Origin of the sequence: Pseudoxanthomonas sp. z9, from assembly GCF_006542425.1 — a bacterium.
GTDB lineage: Bacteria > Pseudomonadota > Gammaproteobacteria > Xanthomonadales > Xanthomonadaceae > Pseudoxanthomonas_A.
The window spans coordinates 140,862-157,864 of the sequence record NZ_VFID01000014.1 but is presented as its reverse complement, the minus strand read 5'-3'; the positions used below and the strand labels follow the sequence as shown (position 1 = coordinate 157,864).

Here is a 17,003-nt window from a genome sequence, read left to right as displayed (position 1 = left end):
GATTCCCTATTCCCGATTCCCCATTCCCTACCCTCAGTTGTCTTCCAGTTCCATGTTGATGGCCAGGGAGCGGATTTCCTTCACCAGCACGTTGAAGGATTCCGGCATGCCCGCGACCATCTCGTGTTCGCCGTCGACAATGTTCTTGTACATCTGGTTGCGGCCCTGCACGTCGTCCGACTTGACCGTCAGCATTTCCTGCAGGGTGTGCGCCGCGCCGTAGGCTTCCAGCGCCCAGACTTCCATTTCGCCGAAACGCTGGCCGCCGAACTGAGCCTTGCCGCCCAGCGGCTGCTGGGTGACCAGCGAGTACGGACCGGTCGAGCGGGCGTGCATCTTGTCGTCCACCAGGTGGTTCAGCTTCAGCATGTGCATGTAGCCGACCGTGGTGTGGCGATCAAACGCTTCGCCGGTGCGGCCATCGAACAGCTGGGTCTGGCCGCTGATCGGCAGATCAGCCAGTTCCAGCATGTGCTTGATTTCCGCTTCCGCCGCGCCGTCGAACACCGGAGTGGCCATCGGCACGCCGTCGGTCAGGTTGCGCGCGAGGTTGATCAGCTCCTCGTCGCTGAACTGCGAGAGGTCGACGCGGTCTTCGCCCAGCTTCTTTTCGTGGTTGTAGATCTGGTCCAGGAACTTGCGCAGATCCGCGACCTTGGCCTGCGCTTCCAGCATGGCCTGGATCTTCCGGCCCAGTCCCTTGGCGGCCCAGCCCAGGTGGACTTCCAGCACCTGGCCGATGTTCATACGCGACGGCACGCCCAGCGGATTCAGCACGATATCCACGGTCTCGCCGGTGGCCATGTACGGCATGTCCTCGACCGGCACGATGGTCGACACCACGCCCTTGTTGCCGTGACGGCCGGCCATCTTGTCGCCCGGCTGGATGCGGCGCTTCACGGCCAGGTAGACCTTGACCATCTTCAGCACGCCCGGGGCGAGATCGTCGCCGGCGGTGATCTTGCCGCGCTTGTCGGCGAAGCGGCGCTCGAACTCCTTCTCGTGCGCCTGGATCTGCTTCTGGGCGCGTTCGATGGCGTCGGAGGCGTCGTCGTCCTTCATGCGGATGGCGAACCAGTCGGCCTTCTTCAGGCCGTCCAGGTAGGCGTCATTGACGGTGTCGCCCTTCTTCAGGCCCGGACCACCGTTGGCGACCTTGCCGACCAGCTGCGAACGCAGGCGGGCATAGATGGCGCTTTCCAGGATGCGGAACTGGTCGTCGAAGTCCTTCTTGACGCGCTTGATCTCGCTTTCCTCGATCTGGCGGGCGCGCTTGTCCTTCTCGATGCCGTCGCGGGTGAAGACCTGCACGTCGATGACGGTGCCGTCCATGCCCGGCGGCACGCGCAGCGAGCTGTCCTTAACGTCGGAGGCCTTCTCGCCGAAGATGGCGCGCAGCAGCTTCTCTTCCGGAGTCAGCTGGCTTTCGCCCTTCGGCGTGACCTTGCCGACCATGATGTCGCCGGCGCGCACTTCGGCGCCGATGTACACCACGCCGCTCTCGTCCAGGCGGTTCAGCGCCTGCTCGGAGACGTTCGGGATGTCGGCCGAGATTTCCTCCGGACCCAGCTTGGTGTCGCGCGCGACGCAGGTCAGTTCTTCGATGTGGATCGTGGTGTAGCGATCCTCTTCCACCACGCGCTCGGAGAGCAGGATGGAGTCTTCGAAGTTGTAGCCGTTCCACGGCATGAACGCGATCAGCATGTTCTGGCCCAGGGCCAGTTCGCCGATGTCGGTCGAGGGGCCGTCGGCCAGCACGTCGCCGCGCGCCACCACGTCACCCACGTTCACCAGCGGACGCTGGTTGATGCAGGTGTTCTGGTTGGAGCGGGTGTACTTGATCAGCGTGTAGATATCCACGCCGGCATCGTGCTCGCCGGAAATCTCGCTCTCGTTGACCTTGACCACGATGCGGGCGGCGTCGATCTGTTCGACCACGCCACCGCGGCGCGCATTGACGGTCACGCCCGAGTCACGCGCCACGGCGCGCTCGATGCCGGTACCGACCAGCGGCTTCTGCGCACGCAGCGTCGGCACGGCCTGGCGCTGCATATTGGCGCCCATCAGCGCGCGGTTGGCGTCGTCGTGCTCCAGGAACGGCACCAGCGCCGCCGCGACCGACACGGTCTGCATCGGCGAGACGTCCATGTAATGCACTTCGCTCGGCGGCTTCAGCAGCGACTCGCCCTGGTAGCGGCACGGCACGAACTGTTCGGTCAGGTGGCCCTTGGCGTCATGCAGCGCATTGGCCTGGGCGATGACGTACTCGTTTTCCTCGATCGCCGACAGGTACTCGATCTCGTCGGTGATGGTGCCGTCCACGACCTTGCGGTACGGGGTTTCCAGGAAGCCGTAGTTGTTGGTGCGGGCGTACACGGCCAGCGAGTTGATCAGGCCGATGTTCGGGCCTTCCGGAGTCTCGATGGTGCAGACGCGGCCATAATGGGTCGGGTGCACGTCGCGCACTTCGAAGCCGGCGCGCTCGCGGGTCAGGCCGCCCGGGCCCAGCGCCGAGACGCGGCGCTTGTGGGTCACTTCCGACAGCGGGTTGTTCTGATCCATGAACTGCGACAGCTGCGAGGAGCCGAAGAACTCCTTGATCGCGGCGGCCACCGGCTTGGCGTTGATCAGTTCCTGCGGGGTCAGGCCCTCGGATTCGGCCATCGACAGGCGCTCCTTGACCGCGCGCTCGACGCGGACCAGGCCCACGCGGAACACGTTCTCGGCCATTTCGCCGACCGAACGCACGCGGCGGTTGCCCAGGTGATCGATGTCGTCGACGGTGCCACGGCCATTGCGGATCTCGGTCAGGACCTTGATCACGTCCAGGATGTCCGAGCTATCGCCCAGCTCGGCGACCAGGCGCTTGGCCTCTTCGTCGGTGCGCGAACCGAAGTACTTCTTGTCGTACAGCACGGCTTCGCCGGTGACTTCCTTGCGGCCGACACGGCGGTTGAACTTCATCCGGCCGACGTTGGACAGGTCGTAGCGCTCGAAGGTGAAGAACAGGTTGTGGAACAGGTTCTGCGCGGCGTCCTTGGTCGGCGGCTCGCCCGGACGCATCATCCGGTAGATTTCGACCAGCGCTTCCAGCTGGGTGCGGCTCGGATCGATGCGCAGGGTATTGGACAGGTACGGACCGCGATCCAGATCGTTCACCCACAGGGTGCCGACCGCGTCGACGCCGGCCTTGCGGAACTTGACCAGCTGCTCCTCGGTGATCTCGTCGTTGGCATTGGCCAGCAGCTCGCCGGTGTTGCCGTCGATCACGTCGTGCGACAGGATGCGGCCGACCAGGTACTCGTCGGGCACCGCCAGCGCGGAGATGCCGGACTGCTCCAGCTGCTTCACGTGGCGCGCGGTGATGCGCTTGCCGGCCTCGACGATGACCTTGTCGCCGTCGGCCAGATCGAAGTTGAGGGTTTCACCGCGCAGGCGCTCGGACACCAGTTCCAGCTGCACGCCTTCGGGCAGGATGTGGAAGGTGTTGATGTCGAAGAACTCGTTGAGCATCTCCTCGTTGGAGTAGCCCAGCGCGCGCAGCAGGATGGTCACCGGCAGCTTGCGGCGACGGTCGATACGGGTGAACAGCGCGTCCTTGGGATCGAACTCGAAGTCCAGCCAGGAGCCGCGATACGGGATGATGCGTGCGCTGTACAGCAGCTTGCCCGAGCTGTGGGTCTTGCCGCGATCGTGATCGAAGAACACGCCCGGCGAGCGGTGCAGCTGGGAGACGATGACGCGCTCGGTACCGTTGACGATGAAGGTGCCGTTCTCGGTCATCAGCGGGATTTCGCCCAGATAGACCTCTTGCTCCTTCACGTACTTGATCGCCTTGGTCGACGATTCGCGGTCATAGATGACCAGGCGGACGGTGACGCGCAGCGGGGCGCCGTAGCTCAGGCCACGGTTGCGGCATTCGCGCTCGTCGAACACGGGTTCGCCCAGCTTGTAGCCAACGTATTCCAGCGCGGCATTGCCGCTGTAGCTGGAAATCGGGAACACCGACTTGAGGGCGGCATGCAGGCCGCGATCCTCGCGCTTGGACGGCTCGGTGAATTCCTGCAGGAATTCGCGGTAGGAGTCGACCTGGATGGCCAGCAGGAAGGGGACTTCGAGGATCGAACGCTGTTTGCCGAAGTCCTTGCGGATGCGCTTCTTCTCGGTGAACGAATATGTCGTCATGGGAGTGCCTTTGGCATCGGGGGCCGCGCGTCCGCGGCCCCGGGGGAACATTCTTTCGAACGGGAGAATTTTCAGTTGGAAGCCGCTGGTATTGCCGGCACCAGCACGCCTTCTGCTGCTGCTTCCAACTACAAACTCGCTTTGGCGGGAATCGGGAATAGGGAATGGAGAATCGTCAGAAAAGCGGCCTTTCGGGCCGTGCTCCAGCGATTCCCTATTCCCTATTCCCTATTCCCGTTGAAACGACCGAAGGCCAGGGGCTTGCGCCCCCGGCCTCGGTTTGCCGCCGATGTTGCGTGGCGACGGATTTTGCTTACTTCACTTCGACGGTGGCGCCGACAGCCTCGAGGTCCTTCTTCATCTTCTCGGCGTCTTCCTTCGAAGCGGCTTCCTTCAGGACGCCACCGGCCTCGGCGAGGTCCTTGGCTTCCTTCAGGCCCAGGCCGGTGATGGCGCGGACGGCCTTGATGACTTCGACCTTCTTGTCGCCGGCGGACTTCAGGGTGACGGTGAATTCGGTCTGCTCTTCGGCCGGGGCGGCGGCGGCGGCCGGACCGGCAGCGGCAACGACCGGGGCGGCGGCGGAGACGCCGAACTTCTCTTCGATGGCCTTGACCAGCTCCATCACTTCCATCAGGGTCTTGCCGGCAATGGCGTCGACGATCTGTTCGTTGGAAAGGGACATTGTGTTTACCTTTGGAAATTTATCTTGGGAAAGGGTTCAGTGAACCGTTAAGACGTCGAACTCAGGCTTCGGCCGCAGCTTCGGCGACGGCTTCGCCGCCACCCTGCTTGTCGCCCACGGCCTTGACGGCACGGGCGAACATCGAGGCCGGTTCGGCCAGGACGCGGGCCAGCATGGCCAGGGCCTGATCGCGGGTCGGCAGTGACGCCAGGACCTCGACGTGGCTGGCCGGATACAGCTGACCACCCAACGCGACCACCTTGGCCTGCAGCTTGTCGTTGCCCTTGGCGAATTCCTTGATCAGACGCCCGGCGGCGCCGGGTTCTTCCGTCGAAAACGCATACAGCAGCGGACCGACGAGCTTGTCCTTGACGCACTCGTATTCGGTACCTTCGACGGCACGGGAAGCCAGGGTGTTCTTGACAACTTTCAGGAACACGCCGGTCTCACGCGCCTTCTTGCGCATCGCGGTCATCTGGGTGACCGTGATGCCTGCGTATTCGGCGGCGACCAGGGAGTGCGCCTTGGCGGCGACGTCTGCCAGTTCGGCGACTACTTCTTGCTTCTGGGACAGATTGAGAGCCATACACTCCTCACTTGTTGATTCCGCTCGCGGCTCCTGCCGCTTGCGGTCCTGGACGGCACCCATCCTGGGTGCCGGGGGCGCGAGCCCCGGCGGTGGCCTTTCTGACTGGCATGAATCTGCACCAGGAAATTTCCAGAAGGCGGCACCATCTGCGCAGGCGCGTCCCCTTTCGGGTCCGGATTAAGCGATCCCGCTTCCATCGACGGCGATTCCCTGCCAACACGAGCTTCCGTGCCCGTCGTCGATGCGCGCTGACCGCACCTGCGGTCTTTGACGGCTATCGCGCGGGAACGGATTCCGTTGCGATTGCCCTCAAATGTTCGGCAACGTCCTTGCGGACGCTGCCTTGTTGCGTTTCCTTGCGTGGGCTGGATCCAGGGATCTTCAAGATTCCAATGGATCCCTGCTTTCGCAGGGATGATGAACCGGCAAGCCCACGCGCTTGGCGCGCGGGCCGGTTCATCACTTCAGGTTGAGCGACGACTGGTCGACGGTGACGCCGGGACCCATGGTCGAGCTGACCGAGATCTTCTGCAGATACTGACCCTTGGCGGTGGCCGGCTTGGCCTTGACCAGATCGGCCAGCAGGGCCTGCAGGTTGTTCTTCAGCGCTTCGTCCTCGAAGCTGGCCTTGCCGATGGTGCAGTGGATGATGCCGGCCTTGTCGGTGCGGTAGCGCACCTGACCCGACTTGGCGTTCTTCACGGCTTCGGCCGGGTTCGGCGACACGGTGCCGACCTTCGGGTTCGGCATCAGGCCGCGCGGACCCAGCACGGTGCCCAGCTTGCCGACCACGCGCATCGCGTCCGGCGTGGCGATGACCACGTCGTAGTTGATGTCGCCGGCCAGCATCTTCTCGGCCAGGTCGTCCATGCCGACGGCTTCGGCGCCGGCGGCGGCCGCTTCGTCAGCCTTGGCGCCGGCCGGGGCGAACACCGCCACGCGCACCGACTTGCCGGTACCGGCCGGCAGCACGGTCGAACCGCGGACCTGCTGGTCGGACTTCTTGGCGTCCACGCCCAGGCGCACCGCGACGTCGACGGACTCGACGAACTTGGCCTTGGTGGCGGACTTGATGATCTTCAGCGCCTCGTCGATGGCATACGCCTTGCCCGGGGTCACTGCGGCCAGGATGGCCTTCTGTCGCTTGGTCTGTGCCATCTCTTAACCCTCCACCGTCAGGCCCATGGAGCGGGCCGAACCCGCGATCGTGCGAACTGCCGCGTCCAGATCGGCCGCGGTCAGGTCGGGTTCCTTCGCCTTGGCGATCTCTTCCAGCTGCTTGCGGGTCACCTTGCCCACCTTTTCGGTGTTCGGACGCTTGGAGCCGGACTGGATGCCCACGGCCTTCTTCAGCAGGATGGTCGCCGGCGGCGTCTTGGTGATGAAGGTGAACGTACGGTCGGAGTAGGCGGTGATGACCACCGGAATCGGCAGACCCGGCTCCAGCTTCTGCGTGGCGGCGTTGAACGCCTTGCAGAACTCCATGATGTTCAGGCCGCGCTGGCCCAGGGCCGGGCCGACCGGCGGCGAGGGGTTGGCCTGGCCGGCCTTCACCTGCAGCTTGATGTAACCAACAACTTTCTTAGCCATTTGAGTTCTCTCCGGGTGCTAGCGCCTGTTGTCAGGCTCCCCATCGGACCGGGAAAATCACGCGTCCCGGCTTCGCGTTGTAGACGCACGGAAGCCGCCTTGCGGCGGCTGGTGCCCTGCCCGGCTCCTTTGGACAGGGAGCCGCGCAGTATATCAGGGTTTTCCGGGCCGTGCCGGAGGCACGCCGGAAGGGGGTCAGGCCTTCTCGACCTGGCCGAATTCCAGCTCCACCGGGGTGGAGCGGCCGAAAATGAGCACCGCTACGCGCAGGCGGCTCTTTTCGTAGTTGACTTCCTCGACCACGCCGTTGAAGTCGTTGAACGGGCCATCGATGACCCGGACCATTTCGCCCGGCTCGAACAGCACCTTGGGACGGGGCTTTTCCACGCCTTCCTGAACGCGATCCAGGATGGCGGCGGCCTCCTCGTCGCGGATCGGCAACGGACGATCGGCGGTGCCGCCGATGAAGCCCAGCACCTTGCTGGTTTCCTTGACCAGGTGCCAGCTCTCGTTGTCCATGCGCGGGATGCCCGCCTCGTCATGGGTCTCGATCTGGACCAGGACATAGCCCGGGAAGAACTTGCGCTCGGAACGGCGCTTCTGGCCGGAGCGCATCTCGACCACTTCCTCGGTCGGAACCAGGACGTCGCCGAACTTTTCCTGCATGTCGTTGCGGACGATGCGATCACGCAGCGCCTGTGCAACCGACTTCTCGAAGCCCGAATAGGCGTGAACCACGTACCAACGCTTCACTGCGACATTCTCCTCAGCGGCCGTAGTCCAGGAACAACTCGATCGCCCACTTGATGGCGAAATCGAAGCCCGCCAGCAGCAGGCTCAGGATGATGACGACGATCGCCACCACCCAGGTCATGCGGGTCGCTTCCTGGCGGGTCGGCCAGACCACCTTGCGCAACTCGAACCGCGATTCGGACAGGAATTCACGGGTATCCCGGCCCTTGCCGGTGGTCAGGAACACGACGGTGCCCAGGACCAGGCCGGCCGCGACCGCCAGCGAGCGCAGCGGCGTGGCCCACTGGCCATTGAACCACCACCAGGCCACCAGACCGGCGACCACCAGGGCAGCGGCCAGCACGTACTTGGCGATGTCGCCGGCGGATGCGCCGCCCTTGGATTGTTCGACCTTGCTGTTCAAGTCAGTGTCGCTCTTTGCTCTGGGAGGCCGGCCATGCATTGCCGACCTTGTGCGGAAGACTCCGCCGGTGTGGCACGCCAGGAGGGACTCGAACCCCCAACCTGCGGTTTTGGAGACCGCTGCTCTGCCAATTGAGCTACTGGCGTATCGATTTGCTAAAGGTTTCCCTTAGACGGCGAAGGCGGACCGAGGTTCCGGCCCGCCGTTCGCGAGGTCCGGCGAAGCGATTCGCCGGAACAGCAGCTTACTTGATGATCTTGGCCACGACGCCGGCGCCGACGGTACGACCGCCTTCGCGAATGGCGAAACGCAGGCCTTCGTCCATCGCCACCGGGTTGATGAGCTGGACGGTCATCTTGATGTTGTCGCCCGGCATCACCATCTCGGTGCCTTCCGGCAGCGTCACCGCACCGGTGATGTCCGTGGTGCGGAAGTAGAACTGCGGACGGTAACCCTTGAAGAACGGCGTGTGACGGCCGCCCTCGTCCTTCGACAACACGTACACCTCGGCCTCGAACTCGGTGTGCGGGGTGATGGAACCCGGCTTGGCCAGCACCTGGCCACGCTCCACGTCGTCACGCTTGGTGCCGCGCAGCAGCAGGCCCGCGTTGTCGCCCGCCTGGCCCTGGTCCAGCAGCTTGCGGAACATTTCCACGCCCGTGACCGTGGTCTTCTGGGTCGGACGGATACCGACGATTTCGATTTCGTCGCCCACCTTGATGATGCCGCGCTCGATACGACCGGTCACCACCGTGCCGCGACCGGAAATCGAGAACACGTCTTCCACCGGCATCAGGAACGGCTTGTCCACGTCACGCTGCGGTTCCGGAATGAACGTGTCCAGCGCTTCCACCAGCTTCAGGATGGCCGGCACGCCAATCTCCGACTGGTCGCCTTCCAGCGCCAGACGCGCCGAACCCTTGATGATGGGGGTGTCGTCGCCCGGGAACTCGTACTTGGTCAGCAGCTCGCGAACTTCCATTTCCACCAGTTCCAGCAGCTCGGCGTCGTCCACCATGTCCGCCTTGTTCAGGAACACCACGATGTACGGCACGCCCACCTGGCGCGACAGCAGGATGTGCTCGCGCGTCTGCGGCATCGGGCCGTCCGCGGCCGAGCACACCAGAATCGCGCCGTCCATCTGCGCCGCACCGGTAATCATGTTCTTCACGTAGTCCGCGTGTCCCGGGCAGTCCACGTGCGCGTAGTGGCGCGTCGGGCTTTCGTATTCCACGTGCGCCGTCGAAATCGTGATGCCGCGGGCCTTCTCTTCCGGCGCCGCGTCAATCGCGTCGTACGCCTTGAACTCGCCGCCAAAGCGCTCGGCACCCACCTTCGTCAGCGCCGCCGTCAGCGTCGTCTTGCCGTGGTCAACGTGACCAATGGTGCCCACGTTCACGTGCGGCTTGGTGCGTTCGAATTTACCCTTTGCCATGGCTGCTTCTTCTCGAGGTGGATCGTTGAAATGGAGTTGGAAAGGTGGTGCTCACGAATGGAATCGAACCATCGACCTCCTCCTTACCAAGGAGGTGCTCTACCGACTGAGCTACGTGAGCGTGAAACTGTTTGTCGCTTCGGTTACCGCAGGTCCCGCGCTGGGCGTTCAAGTGGAGCGGGAGACGGGAATCGAACCCGCACCATCAGCTTGGAAGGCTGAGGTTCTACCGTTGAACTACTCCCGCGCCGGGAGACCACTACAACACAAAACAACTCAAATTTTGGTGGAGGGAGGTGGATTCGAACCACCGAAGGCGTAAGCCAGCAGATTTACAGTCTGCCCCCGTTGGCCGCTTGGGTATCCCTCCAAAGCCACCCGGAAGAGCCGGCCGGAGGGGCCAAATCAAACCGGGGTGAAACAGCCAGCGATTTTGGCCTGAAGCAGACTGGCTGTCAACGCGAAACGCCAACTTTTTTATCAGACATTGAAGCGGAAGTGCAGCACGTCGCCTTCCTGCACCCGGTATTCCTTGCCTTCCAGGCGCAGCCGGCCGGCGTCGCGCGCGCCCGCCTCGCCCTTGTACTTGATGAAATCGTCGAAGGCGATGGTCTCGGCGCGGATGAAGCCCTTCTCGAAATCGGTATGGATGACCGCCGCCGCCTGGGGCGCGGTGGCCCCGGCCTTGACCGTCCAGGCCCGGACTTCCTTGACCCCGGCGGTGAAGTAGGTCTGCAGGCCGAGCAGCTTGTAGGCCGCGCGGATCACCCGGTTGAGGCCGGGTTCGTCCAGGCCGAGGTCGGCCAGGAAGGTGTCGCGATCGGCGTCGTCCAGCTGGGCCAGCTCTTCCTCGATGGCGGCCGAGACCGGCACCACCTCGGCGCCCTCGGTGGCGGCGCGGGCGCGCACGGCCTCCAGGTGCGGATTGTTCTCGAAGCCGTCCTCCAGCACGTTGGCCACGTACATGACCGGCTTGAGGGTCAGCAGGAACAGGTCGCGGACCAGCGCGCGCTCCTCCTCGTCCAGACCCAGCGCGCGGCCGGGCTGGCCCTCGCTCAGGCCGGCATGCAGCTTCTGCAGGACCGGCTTGCGGGCGATGGCGTCCTTTTCACCGGCTTTAGCGGAGCGTTCGGCGCGGTTAAGTGCTTTTTCGACGCTATCCAGGTCCGCCAGCGCCAGTTCGGTGTCGATGGTCTCGATATCGGCGATGGGATCCACCTTGCCGGACACGTGGACGATGTCGCCGTGCTCGAAGCAGCGCACCACATGGGTGATCGCATCGACCTCGCGGATGTGGGCCAGGAACTTGTTGCCCAGGCCCTCGCCGCTGGCCGCGCCAGCCACCAGGCCGGCGATGTCGACGAACTCGACCGCGGTCGGCAGCACCTTCTGCGGCTTCACGATGTCCGCCAGCTGGTTCAGGCGCGGGTCCGGCACCGGCACCACGCCGACATTCGGCTCGATGGTGCAGAACGGAAAATTGGCCGCGGCGATGCCCGCCTTGGTCAGCGCGTTGAACAGGGTCGACTTGCCCACGTTGGGCAGGCCGACGATGCCGCATTTGATGCCCATGTTTTCAATCCGGGAATGGAGAATCGGGAATAGGGAATGGTCAAAGCAAAAGCGCTTCTACGATTCCCCATTCCCCATTCCCTATTCCCTTGCCGTGTGCAGCCGCTTCATGGCCTCGTTGAAATCACCCTGCACGGCCAGTGGCAGCACGTCGATGGCGTCGTCGATGGCGCGACCGATCAGGATTTCGTCGTCCTTGCCGGGTTTGCCCAGGACCCAGCCGGTCACCCTGTCCTTGTGGCCGGGATGGCCGATGCCGATGCGCAGACGGTGGAACTTGCCGTGCCCCAGCAACTGGAGGGTGTCGCGCAGGCCGTTCTGGCCGCCGTGGCCGCCATCGAACTTCAGTCGCGCCACGCCGGGGGCCAGGTCCAGTTCGTCGTGGGCCAACAGCGCCTCTTCCGGCTCGATCTTCCAGTAGCGCAGGGCGGCGGTCACCGACTTGCCGCTCAGGTTCATGTAGGTGGCCGGCTTGAGCAACCAGACCGGCTGGCCGGCGACCACGACCTTGGCGGTTTCACCGAACAGCTTGCTTTCCAGCCCAAACCGCACGCCCTGTGCCTCGGCCAGGGTGTCGACAAAACGGAACCCGGCGTTGTGCCGGGTTCTGGCGTGCTCGGCACCGGGATTGCCCAGTCCGACGATGAGACGAAGACCTGCCATCACAGTGCCTCACGCCGGTGCGCCCGCTGACGCGGACGCACCGTGGCGCAGGATTACTTCTCTTCCTTCTCGGCGCCTTCGGCCGGAGCCTCGGCTTCTTCCTTGCCGTGCTTGGCGATCACGACGGCGACGTCGTGTTCCTTGCCCAGCTTCAGTTCCGGGATTTCGACGCCGGCCGGCAGCTTGATCTCCGACAGGTGCACGACGGCGCCCACGGCCAGGTTCGACAGGTCGATCTCGATGAATTCCGGCAGATCCTTCGGCAGGCACTCGACCACGACTTCGTTCAGTTCGTGGGTCACGACCACGTCGGCCGACTTGCCGGCGGGCGAAGTGTCCTGGTTGATGAAGTGCAGCGGCACCGCGGTGCGCAGGGTCTCGTTCTCGTTCACGCGCTGGAAGTCCAGGTGCATGATCTGCTGCTTGTACGGATGACGCTGCATGTCACGCAGCAGCACCTTCTGGATGTCGCCGTTGAGGCTCAGGTCCAGGATCGAGGAGTAGAACCAGTCGTGCTGGCTGGCCAGCCAGACTTCGTTGTGGTTCAGCTGGATGCTGACCGGCTTGAGTTCGCCACCACCGTAGACGATGGCGGGCACGTTGCCGGCGTGACGCAGGCGGCGGCTCGCACCCTTACCCTCGTCTTCGCGGCGCTGCACCTTGATTTCGTGTGTCTTTGCCATGTTTGCTAATTACCTAGTTGATGAATCGCCTCGCGGCGATCTTGAAGACTCCCCCGCGACCAGGAGAGTCGTTGGAATGCCGGGATTTGGCATTCGGGATTCGGGATTCGCAAACGCCAATCCCGAATCCCCAATCACGAATCCCGGCCCTCAATCCACGTACAGCGAGCTCACCGATTCGCCGAAGGCGATGCGGCGAACGGTTTCGGCCAGCAGTTCCGCCACGCTGAGCTGGCGGATCCGGCCGCACGCCTTCGCTTCCGGCGAAAGCGGGATGGTGTCGGTGACGACCAGTTCATCCAGCACCGACTTGTTCAGGTTGTCCACCGCCGGGCCCGAGAGCACGGCGTGGGTGCAGTACGCAGCCACCTTCTTGGCACCGCGCGACTTCAGCGCGGCGGCGGCGGCGCACAGGGTGCCGGCGGTGTCGACGATGTCGTCCACCAGCACGCAGTCCTTGCCGTCGACGTCACCGATGATGTTCATCACGGTGGCGACATTGGCGCGCGGACGGCGCTTGTCGATGATGGCCAGGTCGGCATCGTCCAGGCGCTTGGCGACGGCGCGCGCGCGCACCACGCCGCCCACGTCGGGCGAGACCACGATCAGGTTGTCGGTGCCGTAGGCGCGCCAGATATCGGCCAGCAGCAGCGGCGAGGCGTACACGTTGTCGACCGGGATATCGAAGAAGCCCTGGATCTGGTCGGCATGCAGGTCCACCGTCAGCACCCGATCGGTACCGACCGCGCTGAACATCTTGGCCGCCACCTTGGCCGTGATCGGCACGCGCGAGGAACGCAGGCGGCGATCCTGGCGCGAGTAGCCGAAGTACGGCACCACCGCGGTGACGCTGGCGGCCGATGCGCGCTTGAGCGCGTCGATCAGCACCAGCAGTTCCATCAGGTTTTCCGCGGCCGGGGCGCAGGTGGGCTGGACCACGAACACTTCCTGGCGGCGGACGTTCTCCTCGATTTCCACCTGCACTTCACCGTCGGAGAAGCGCGACACCAGCGCCTTGCCCGGACGCACGCCCAGTTCGCGGCAGATGCTGTCGGCCAGCGGTTTGTTGGCGTTGCCGGAGAAGACAAGCAGGTTGCGGTCGTCTTGCATTTTTCTCTCTCGGCGTGGCTTCTGGCGGCGGCGGGAAGTCGCGGCGCAGTCCCTCGCGGGCGCTGCAGGAAAACCGCGGATTGGCAGGGGCGGAAGGATTCGAACCTACGAATGCCGGGATCAAAACCCGGTGCCTTAACCACTTGGCGACGCCCCTAGGCGTTAGGTTTCCGATTCGAGCGCATCCTGCAGCGGCGACCGCGCCGCGCCCGGCACCAGCCAGGCCCGCAGGCCGGACAGTTCCGCCAGCGCCGCTTCCGCCTGGGTCCGCTGGGCGAACTCGACGAAACAACCGCTGCCGGATCCGGTCAGCCGCGGCGTGCCGATACGCGCCAGAGCCTGGAACACCGCCTCGATGGCAGGTTCCCGGCGGCGCAGTACCGGCTCGAACGCATTGCCGAGCAGGTGTCCCGAAACGAAGTCCGACATTTTCGCGGGTGGCGCGTTTCGCGTCAAATCAGGGGCCTGGAAAAGTGCCGCGGTGGGCACGTGGACGCCGGGGTCGACCAGCACGTACCAGGCCGGAGGCAGGGCGATGGGCGTGAGCTGTTCGCCAACGCCCTCGGCCCAGGCGTTGTGCCCGCGGACGAATACCGGCACGTCCGCGCCCAGCCGCAGGCCCAGCGCCGCCAGCCGGTCCACCGGCAGGCCGGTGCCCCAGAGCCGGTTGAGTACCACCAGCACGGTGGCCGCATCGGATGAGCCACCGCCGAAGCCGCCACCGGCCGGGATGCGCTTTTCGACGGAGATGTCCGCTCCTTGCGCGCAGTTGGCATCTTCTTTTAGCAGATTGGCCGCGCGCACCAGCAAATCATCGGCCTCGGCCACGCCGGGGACGGAAGCTCCCACCCGGCGGATCGCGCCATCCGGCCGCACCCGCAGGTGCACGGTGTCGCCCCAGTCCAGGATCCGGAACACCGACTGCAGCAGGTGATAGCCGTCCGGCCGGCGGCCGGTGATGTGGAGGAACAGGTTCAGCTTGGCCGGTGCGGGCCAGGCCGACCAGCCATCCTCCGGAGAGAGTGCCGTCACGGCGCGGCCCCGAGATCCCAGCGATCCACGACCAGGCGGACCCGGGCCTGGCCGCGCTCGGCCTCGATGCGCCGGGGCATCGCGGGCTGGGCGCCGGCGGCCGGCAGCCATTCGGTGTAGCGGATGGTCCAGCCGGCCTGGCGCAACGTCTGCAGTTGGCCCTCGGGACCGAACTCCGGGCTGCCCTGCCCGCTCAGGCCGCGCGCCCATTCCGAGAGGGTCTGCACCGGAATGTCCCAGCCGGTGGCTTCGCGCAGCAGCAGATCGGCGTCTTCGCCCTGGCGGGGGCCACCTTCCAGCCCTTCCAGCCGCGCGCCGTCGGCGCCGGCGCTGAGGCGCCAGCTCTGGCGGGTGACCGGGGCGCTCAACGAAGCGGTGTACTGCGTGCCCTGCTGGCGCCAGTCGAGCCGGCCGCTGCCGCCCTTGCCGGCCTGGCTGACCGCCACCCGCGCCTCGAATCCCCATTCCGGTTGCCCGCGCAACCACGCTTCACGGGTGGCCTGGCGCGCCTGCGCGGCGGCCACGTCCTCGGGATCTTCCAGTGGCGGCGGCGTAGATTTGCGGCCACCGCCGCTGGCGCAGGCGGCCAGCATCAACACACAGGCCGCCAGCAGCGGTCCACGCCAGTTCCACTTCATGCTCCGGTCTTCTCCAGCGCCCGCTGCAGCGAGCGGTTTTCAGGGTCGAGCTTGCGCGCCTCGTCGAAATACTTGCGCGCCTCGTCCTTCTGCCCCATCACCCACAGCACTTCGCCGACGTGCGCGGCGATCTCGGGATCCTTCTGCAGGGTGAAGGCACGGCGCAATTGCACCAGCGCCTCCGGCAACCGTCCCAGCCGGTACAGCACCCAGCCGTAGCTGTCGATGATGGCGGCGTTCTCGGGTTCGGCCACCCGCGCGCGATCGATCAGCTCCAGCGCTTCCTGGTAGCGCTGGGTGCGATCGGCCAGGGTGTAGCCGAGCGCGTTGAGGGTGGCGGTGTTCTCCGGATCGATGACCAGGATCTTGCGGAAATCGGCCTCCGCGCGATCGACGCGATCGCGCCGTTCCCACGCCAGGCCACGCGCATAGAGGATCTCGATGTCGTCCGGATAGGCCGCCAGGCCGCGCGCGAACACGTCCAGTTCGCCGGCGTCGTCACCGTTTTTCTGGCGCAGTTCGGCTTCCAGCAGGTAGGCGTTGCGGCGGGCATCGTCGTCGGCCGAGGCATCACCCTGCAGGGTGCGCAGTTCCTGGAAGGCCTGGGCCTTGCTGTCCAGTTCGTAGAGGGTGTTGGCGGCGCGCAGGCGCGCCTCCGAGCGGGCGCTGCCGGCCGGCACGCTGCGGTACCAGTCCAGCGCTTCCTGCGGCCGCTTGAGGAACTCGGCCATCTGCCCCAGCAGCAACCTGCGGCCGCCATCAGGCTCGCTGGCCTCGCGGCGCAGTTCGTCGTACAGCGCGGTCAATGCGGTGGTGTTGTCGGCCTTGGCCAGCAGCGAGGCCCGCAGCGCGTAGCTCTGGTCGTCCTGCGGCCCTTTCGCCAGGGTCGCCGCGGCGGCCGCGGAATCTCCCAGCGCCTCGTACTCGGCCGCCACCGCCAAACGGAGTTCGGGCTTTTCCAGTATGTCCGGGCCCAGTCCGCCCAACACCTTGCGCGCCTCGGCCTCGTCGCCGGAACGCCGCAGCTGGGCCGCGTGCAGCAGCACCACGCGCGGCTCCTGCGGGAAGCGGTCCACCACGCTGCCGACGATCCGGCGCGACAGTTCCGGCTGCTCCAGCTGCTGGGCCAATCCAGCGAACGCCAACCAGGCCTGCAACTGGGCGGGAATGGTGTTGCCGTCGACCAGTTCGCCCAGCAGTTTCGCCGGCAGCTCCGGATCCTTGCCGCCGCTGCCCAGCGCGGTCAGCGCGTAGCGCCAGCCCATCTCGTCGGGCGAGGCCATCAGCGTGCCCAGTTCCCGGCGGGCGGCACGGGCGTCGCCCCGGCGCAGCGCCAGGGTGGCTTCGGCGCCGCGCATGGCCAGCGACTTCGGCGCGCGGGCGCGCCACAGCTTGAGCGCCTCGGTGGCGCCGGCGTCGTCGTTGGAAAGCAGGGCGATGCGGGTGGCACGCTCGGCCAGCCCGGCATCCTCGGTGGCGCGGGCCGCTTCCAGGTACCAGCGGGAGGCTTCCGACAGCTGCCCGGCCTGGAGCGCGAACTCGCCCGCCATCACCGTGGTGAGGGCATCGTCCCGCGCCGGCGCCGCCTTGCGCGAGGCCAACGCGGGGCCGGACAGGGCCAACAGCAAGGAAAGCACCAGGCTGAGACGCAATATTGCGGGCATG

General features: G+C 65.6%; 15 protein-coding genes and 5 tRNA genes. All 20 read right to left on the bottom strand.

Translation table 11 applies throughout. The features are described from left to right. Positions 1–33: 33 nt before the first annotated feature. Complete coding sequence (gene rpoB / locus FG323_RS16850) at positions 34–4,185, bottom strand: DNA-directed RNA polymerase subunit beta (RefSeq protein WP_141455875.1); 4,152 nt, start codon at positions 4,183–4,185, stop codon at positions 34–36. Positions 4,186–4,498: 313 nt separating this feature from the next. Then, positions 4,499–4,870 (bottom strand): 50S ribosomal protein L7/L12, encoded by a 372-nt coding sequence (rplL, locus tag FG323_RS16845; protein ID WP_141455874.1) that lies wholly within the window; start codon positions 4,868–4,870, stop codon positions 4,499–4,501. A 61-nt stretch (positions 4,871–4,931) separates the two neighbouring features. Next, entirely contained in the window at positions 4,932–5,456 is a 525-nt protein-coding gene (rplJ, locus tag FG323_RS16840) for a 50S ribosomal protein L10 (RefSeq protein WP_141455873.1), read from the bottom strand. Between the two features lie 462 nt (positions 5,457–5,918). Continuing rightward, positions 5,919–6,617 (bottom strand): 50S ribosomal protein L1, encoded by a 699-nt coding sequence (gene rplA / locus FG323_RS16835; protein ID WP_141455872.1) that lies wholly within the window; start codon positions 6,615–6,617, stop codon positions 5,919–5,921. 3 nt (positions 6,618–6,620) lie between these two features. Further along, entirely contained in the window at positions 6,621–7,049 is a 429-nt protein-coding gene (gene rplK / locus FG323_RS16830; protein WP_141455871.1) for a 50S ribosomal protein L11, read from the bottom strand. Positions 7,050–7,244: 195 nt separating this feature from the next. Continuing rightward, complete coding sequence (gene nusG, locus FG323_RS16825) at positions 7,245–7,802, bottom strand: transcription termination/antitermination protein NusG (RefSeq protein WP_141455870.1); 558 nt, start codon at positions 7,800–7,802, stop codon at positions 7,245–7,247. Between the two features lie 13 nt (positions 7,803–7,815). Beyond that, on the bottom strand, positions 7,816–8,205 hold the full coding sequence (secE, locus tag FG323_RS16820) for a preprotein translocase subunit SecE (protein ID WP_141455869.1): 390 nt from the start codon (positions 8,203–8,205) through the stop codon (positions 7,816–7,818). A 70-nt stretch (positions 8,206–8,275) separates the two neighbouring features. Continuing rightward, positions 8,276–8,351, bottom strand: a tRNA-Trp gene (locus FG323_RS16815). A 98-nt stretch (positions 8,352–8,449) separates the two neighbouring features. Then, on the bottom strand, positions 8,450–9,640 hold the full coding sequence (gene tuf, locus FG323_RS16810) for an elongation factor Tu (protein WP_141455868.1): 1,191 nt from the start codon (positions 9,638–9,640) through the stop codon (positions 8,450–8,452). Positions 9,641–9,685: 45 nt separating this feature from the next. Continuing rightward, positions 9,686–9,761: transfer RNA gene (locus FG323_RS16805), tRNA-Thr, on the bottom strand. Between the two features lie 52 nt (positions 9,762–9,813). Continuing rightward, positions 9,814–9,887 (bottom strand) — tRNA-Gly (locus FG323_RS16800). A gap of 37 nt (positions 9,888–9,924) precedes the next feature. After that, positions 9,925–10,010, bottom strand: a tRNA-Tyr gene (locus FG323_RS16795). A 110-nt stretch (positions 10,011–10,120) separates the two neighbouring features. Next, positions 10,121–11,212: a redox-regulated ATPase YchF gene (gene ychF, locus FG323_RS16790; RefSeq protein ID WP_141455867.1), complete on the bottom strand. Its 1,092-nt coding sequence runs from the start codon at positions 11,210–11,212 to the stop codon at positions 10,121–10,123. Positions 11,213–11,293: 81 nt separating this feature from the next. Then, a complete protein-coding gene (gene pth / locus FG323_RS16785; RefSeq protein ID WP_141455866.1) occupies positions 11,294–11,875 on the bottom strand; it encodes an aminoacyl-tRNA hydrolase in 582 nt (193 codons plus the stop codon). A gap of 53 nt (positions 11,876–11,928) precedes the next feature. Beyond that, positions 11,929–12,558 carry a 50S ribosomal protein L25/general stress protein Ctc gene (locus tag FG323_RS16780; protein WP_141455865.1) on the bottom strand — a complete coding sequence of 210 codons (630 nt, stop codon included), beginning with the start codon at positions 12,556–12,558 and terminating at the stop codon, positions 11,929–11,931. A 150-nt stretch (positions 12,559–12,708) separates the two neighbouring features. Next, positions 12,709–13,668, bottom strand: coding sequence for a ribose-phosphate diphosphokinase (locus FG323_RS16775; RefSeq protein WP_141455864.1), 960 nt, complete (start codon positions 13,666–13,668; stop codon positions 12,709–12,711). Positions 13,669–13,749: 81 nt separating this feature from the next. Then, positions 13,750–13,825, bottom strand: a tRNA-Gln gene (locus FG323_RS16770). 5 nt (positions 13,826–13,830) lie between these two features. Next, on the bottom strand, positions 13,831–14,700 hold the full coding sequence (gene ispE / locus FG323_RS16765; RefSeq protein WP_255470218.1) for a 4-(cytidine 5'-diphospho)-2-C-methyl-D-erythritol kinase: 870 nt from the start codon (positions 14,698–14,700) through the stop codon (positions 13,831–13,833). Further along, positions 14,697–15,338, bottom strand: a complete 642-nt coding sequence (gene lolB / locus FG323_RS16760) for a lipoprotein insertase outer membrane protein LolB (protein WP_141455862.1) — start codon at positions 15,336–15,338, stop codon at positions 14,697–14,699. The genes ispE and lolB overlap by 4 nt, the downstream gene beginning before the upstream one ends. Further along, on the bottom strand, positions 15,335–17,002 hold the full coding sequence (locus FG323_RS16755; RefSeq protein ID WP_141455861.1) for a tetratricopeptide repeat protein: 1,668 nt from the start codon (positions 17,000–17,002) through the stop codon (positions 15,335–15,337). The genes lolB and FG323_RS16755 overlap by 4 nt, the downstream gene beginning before the upstream one ends. Position 17,003 lies beyond the last annotated feature (1 nt).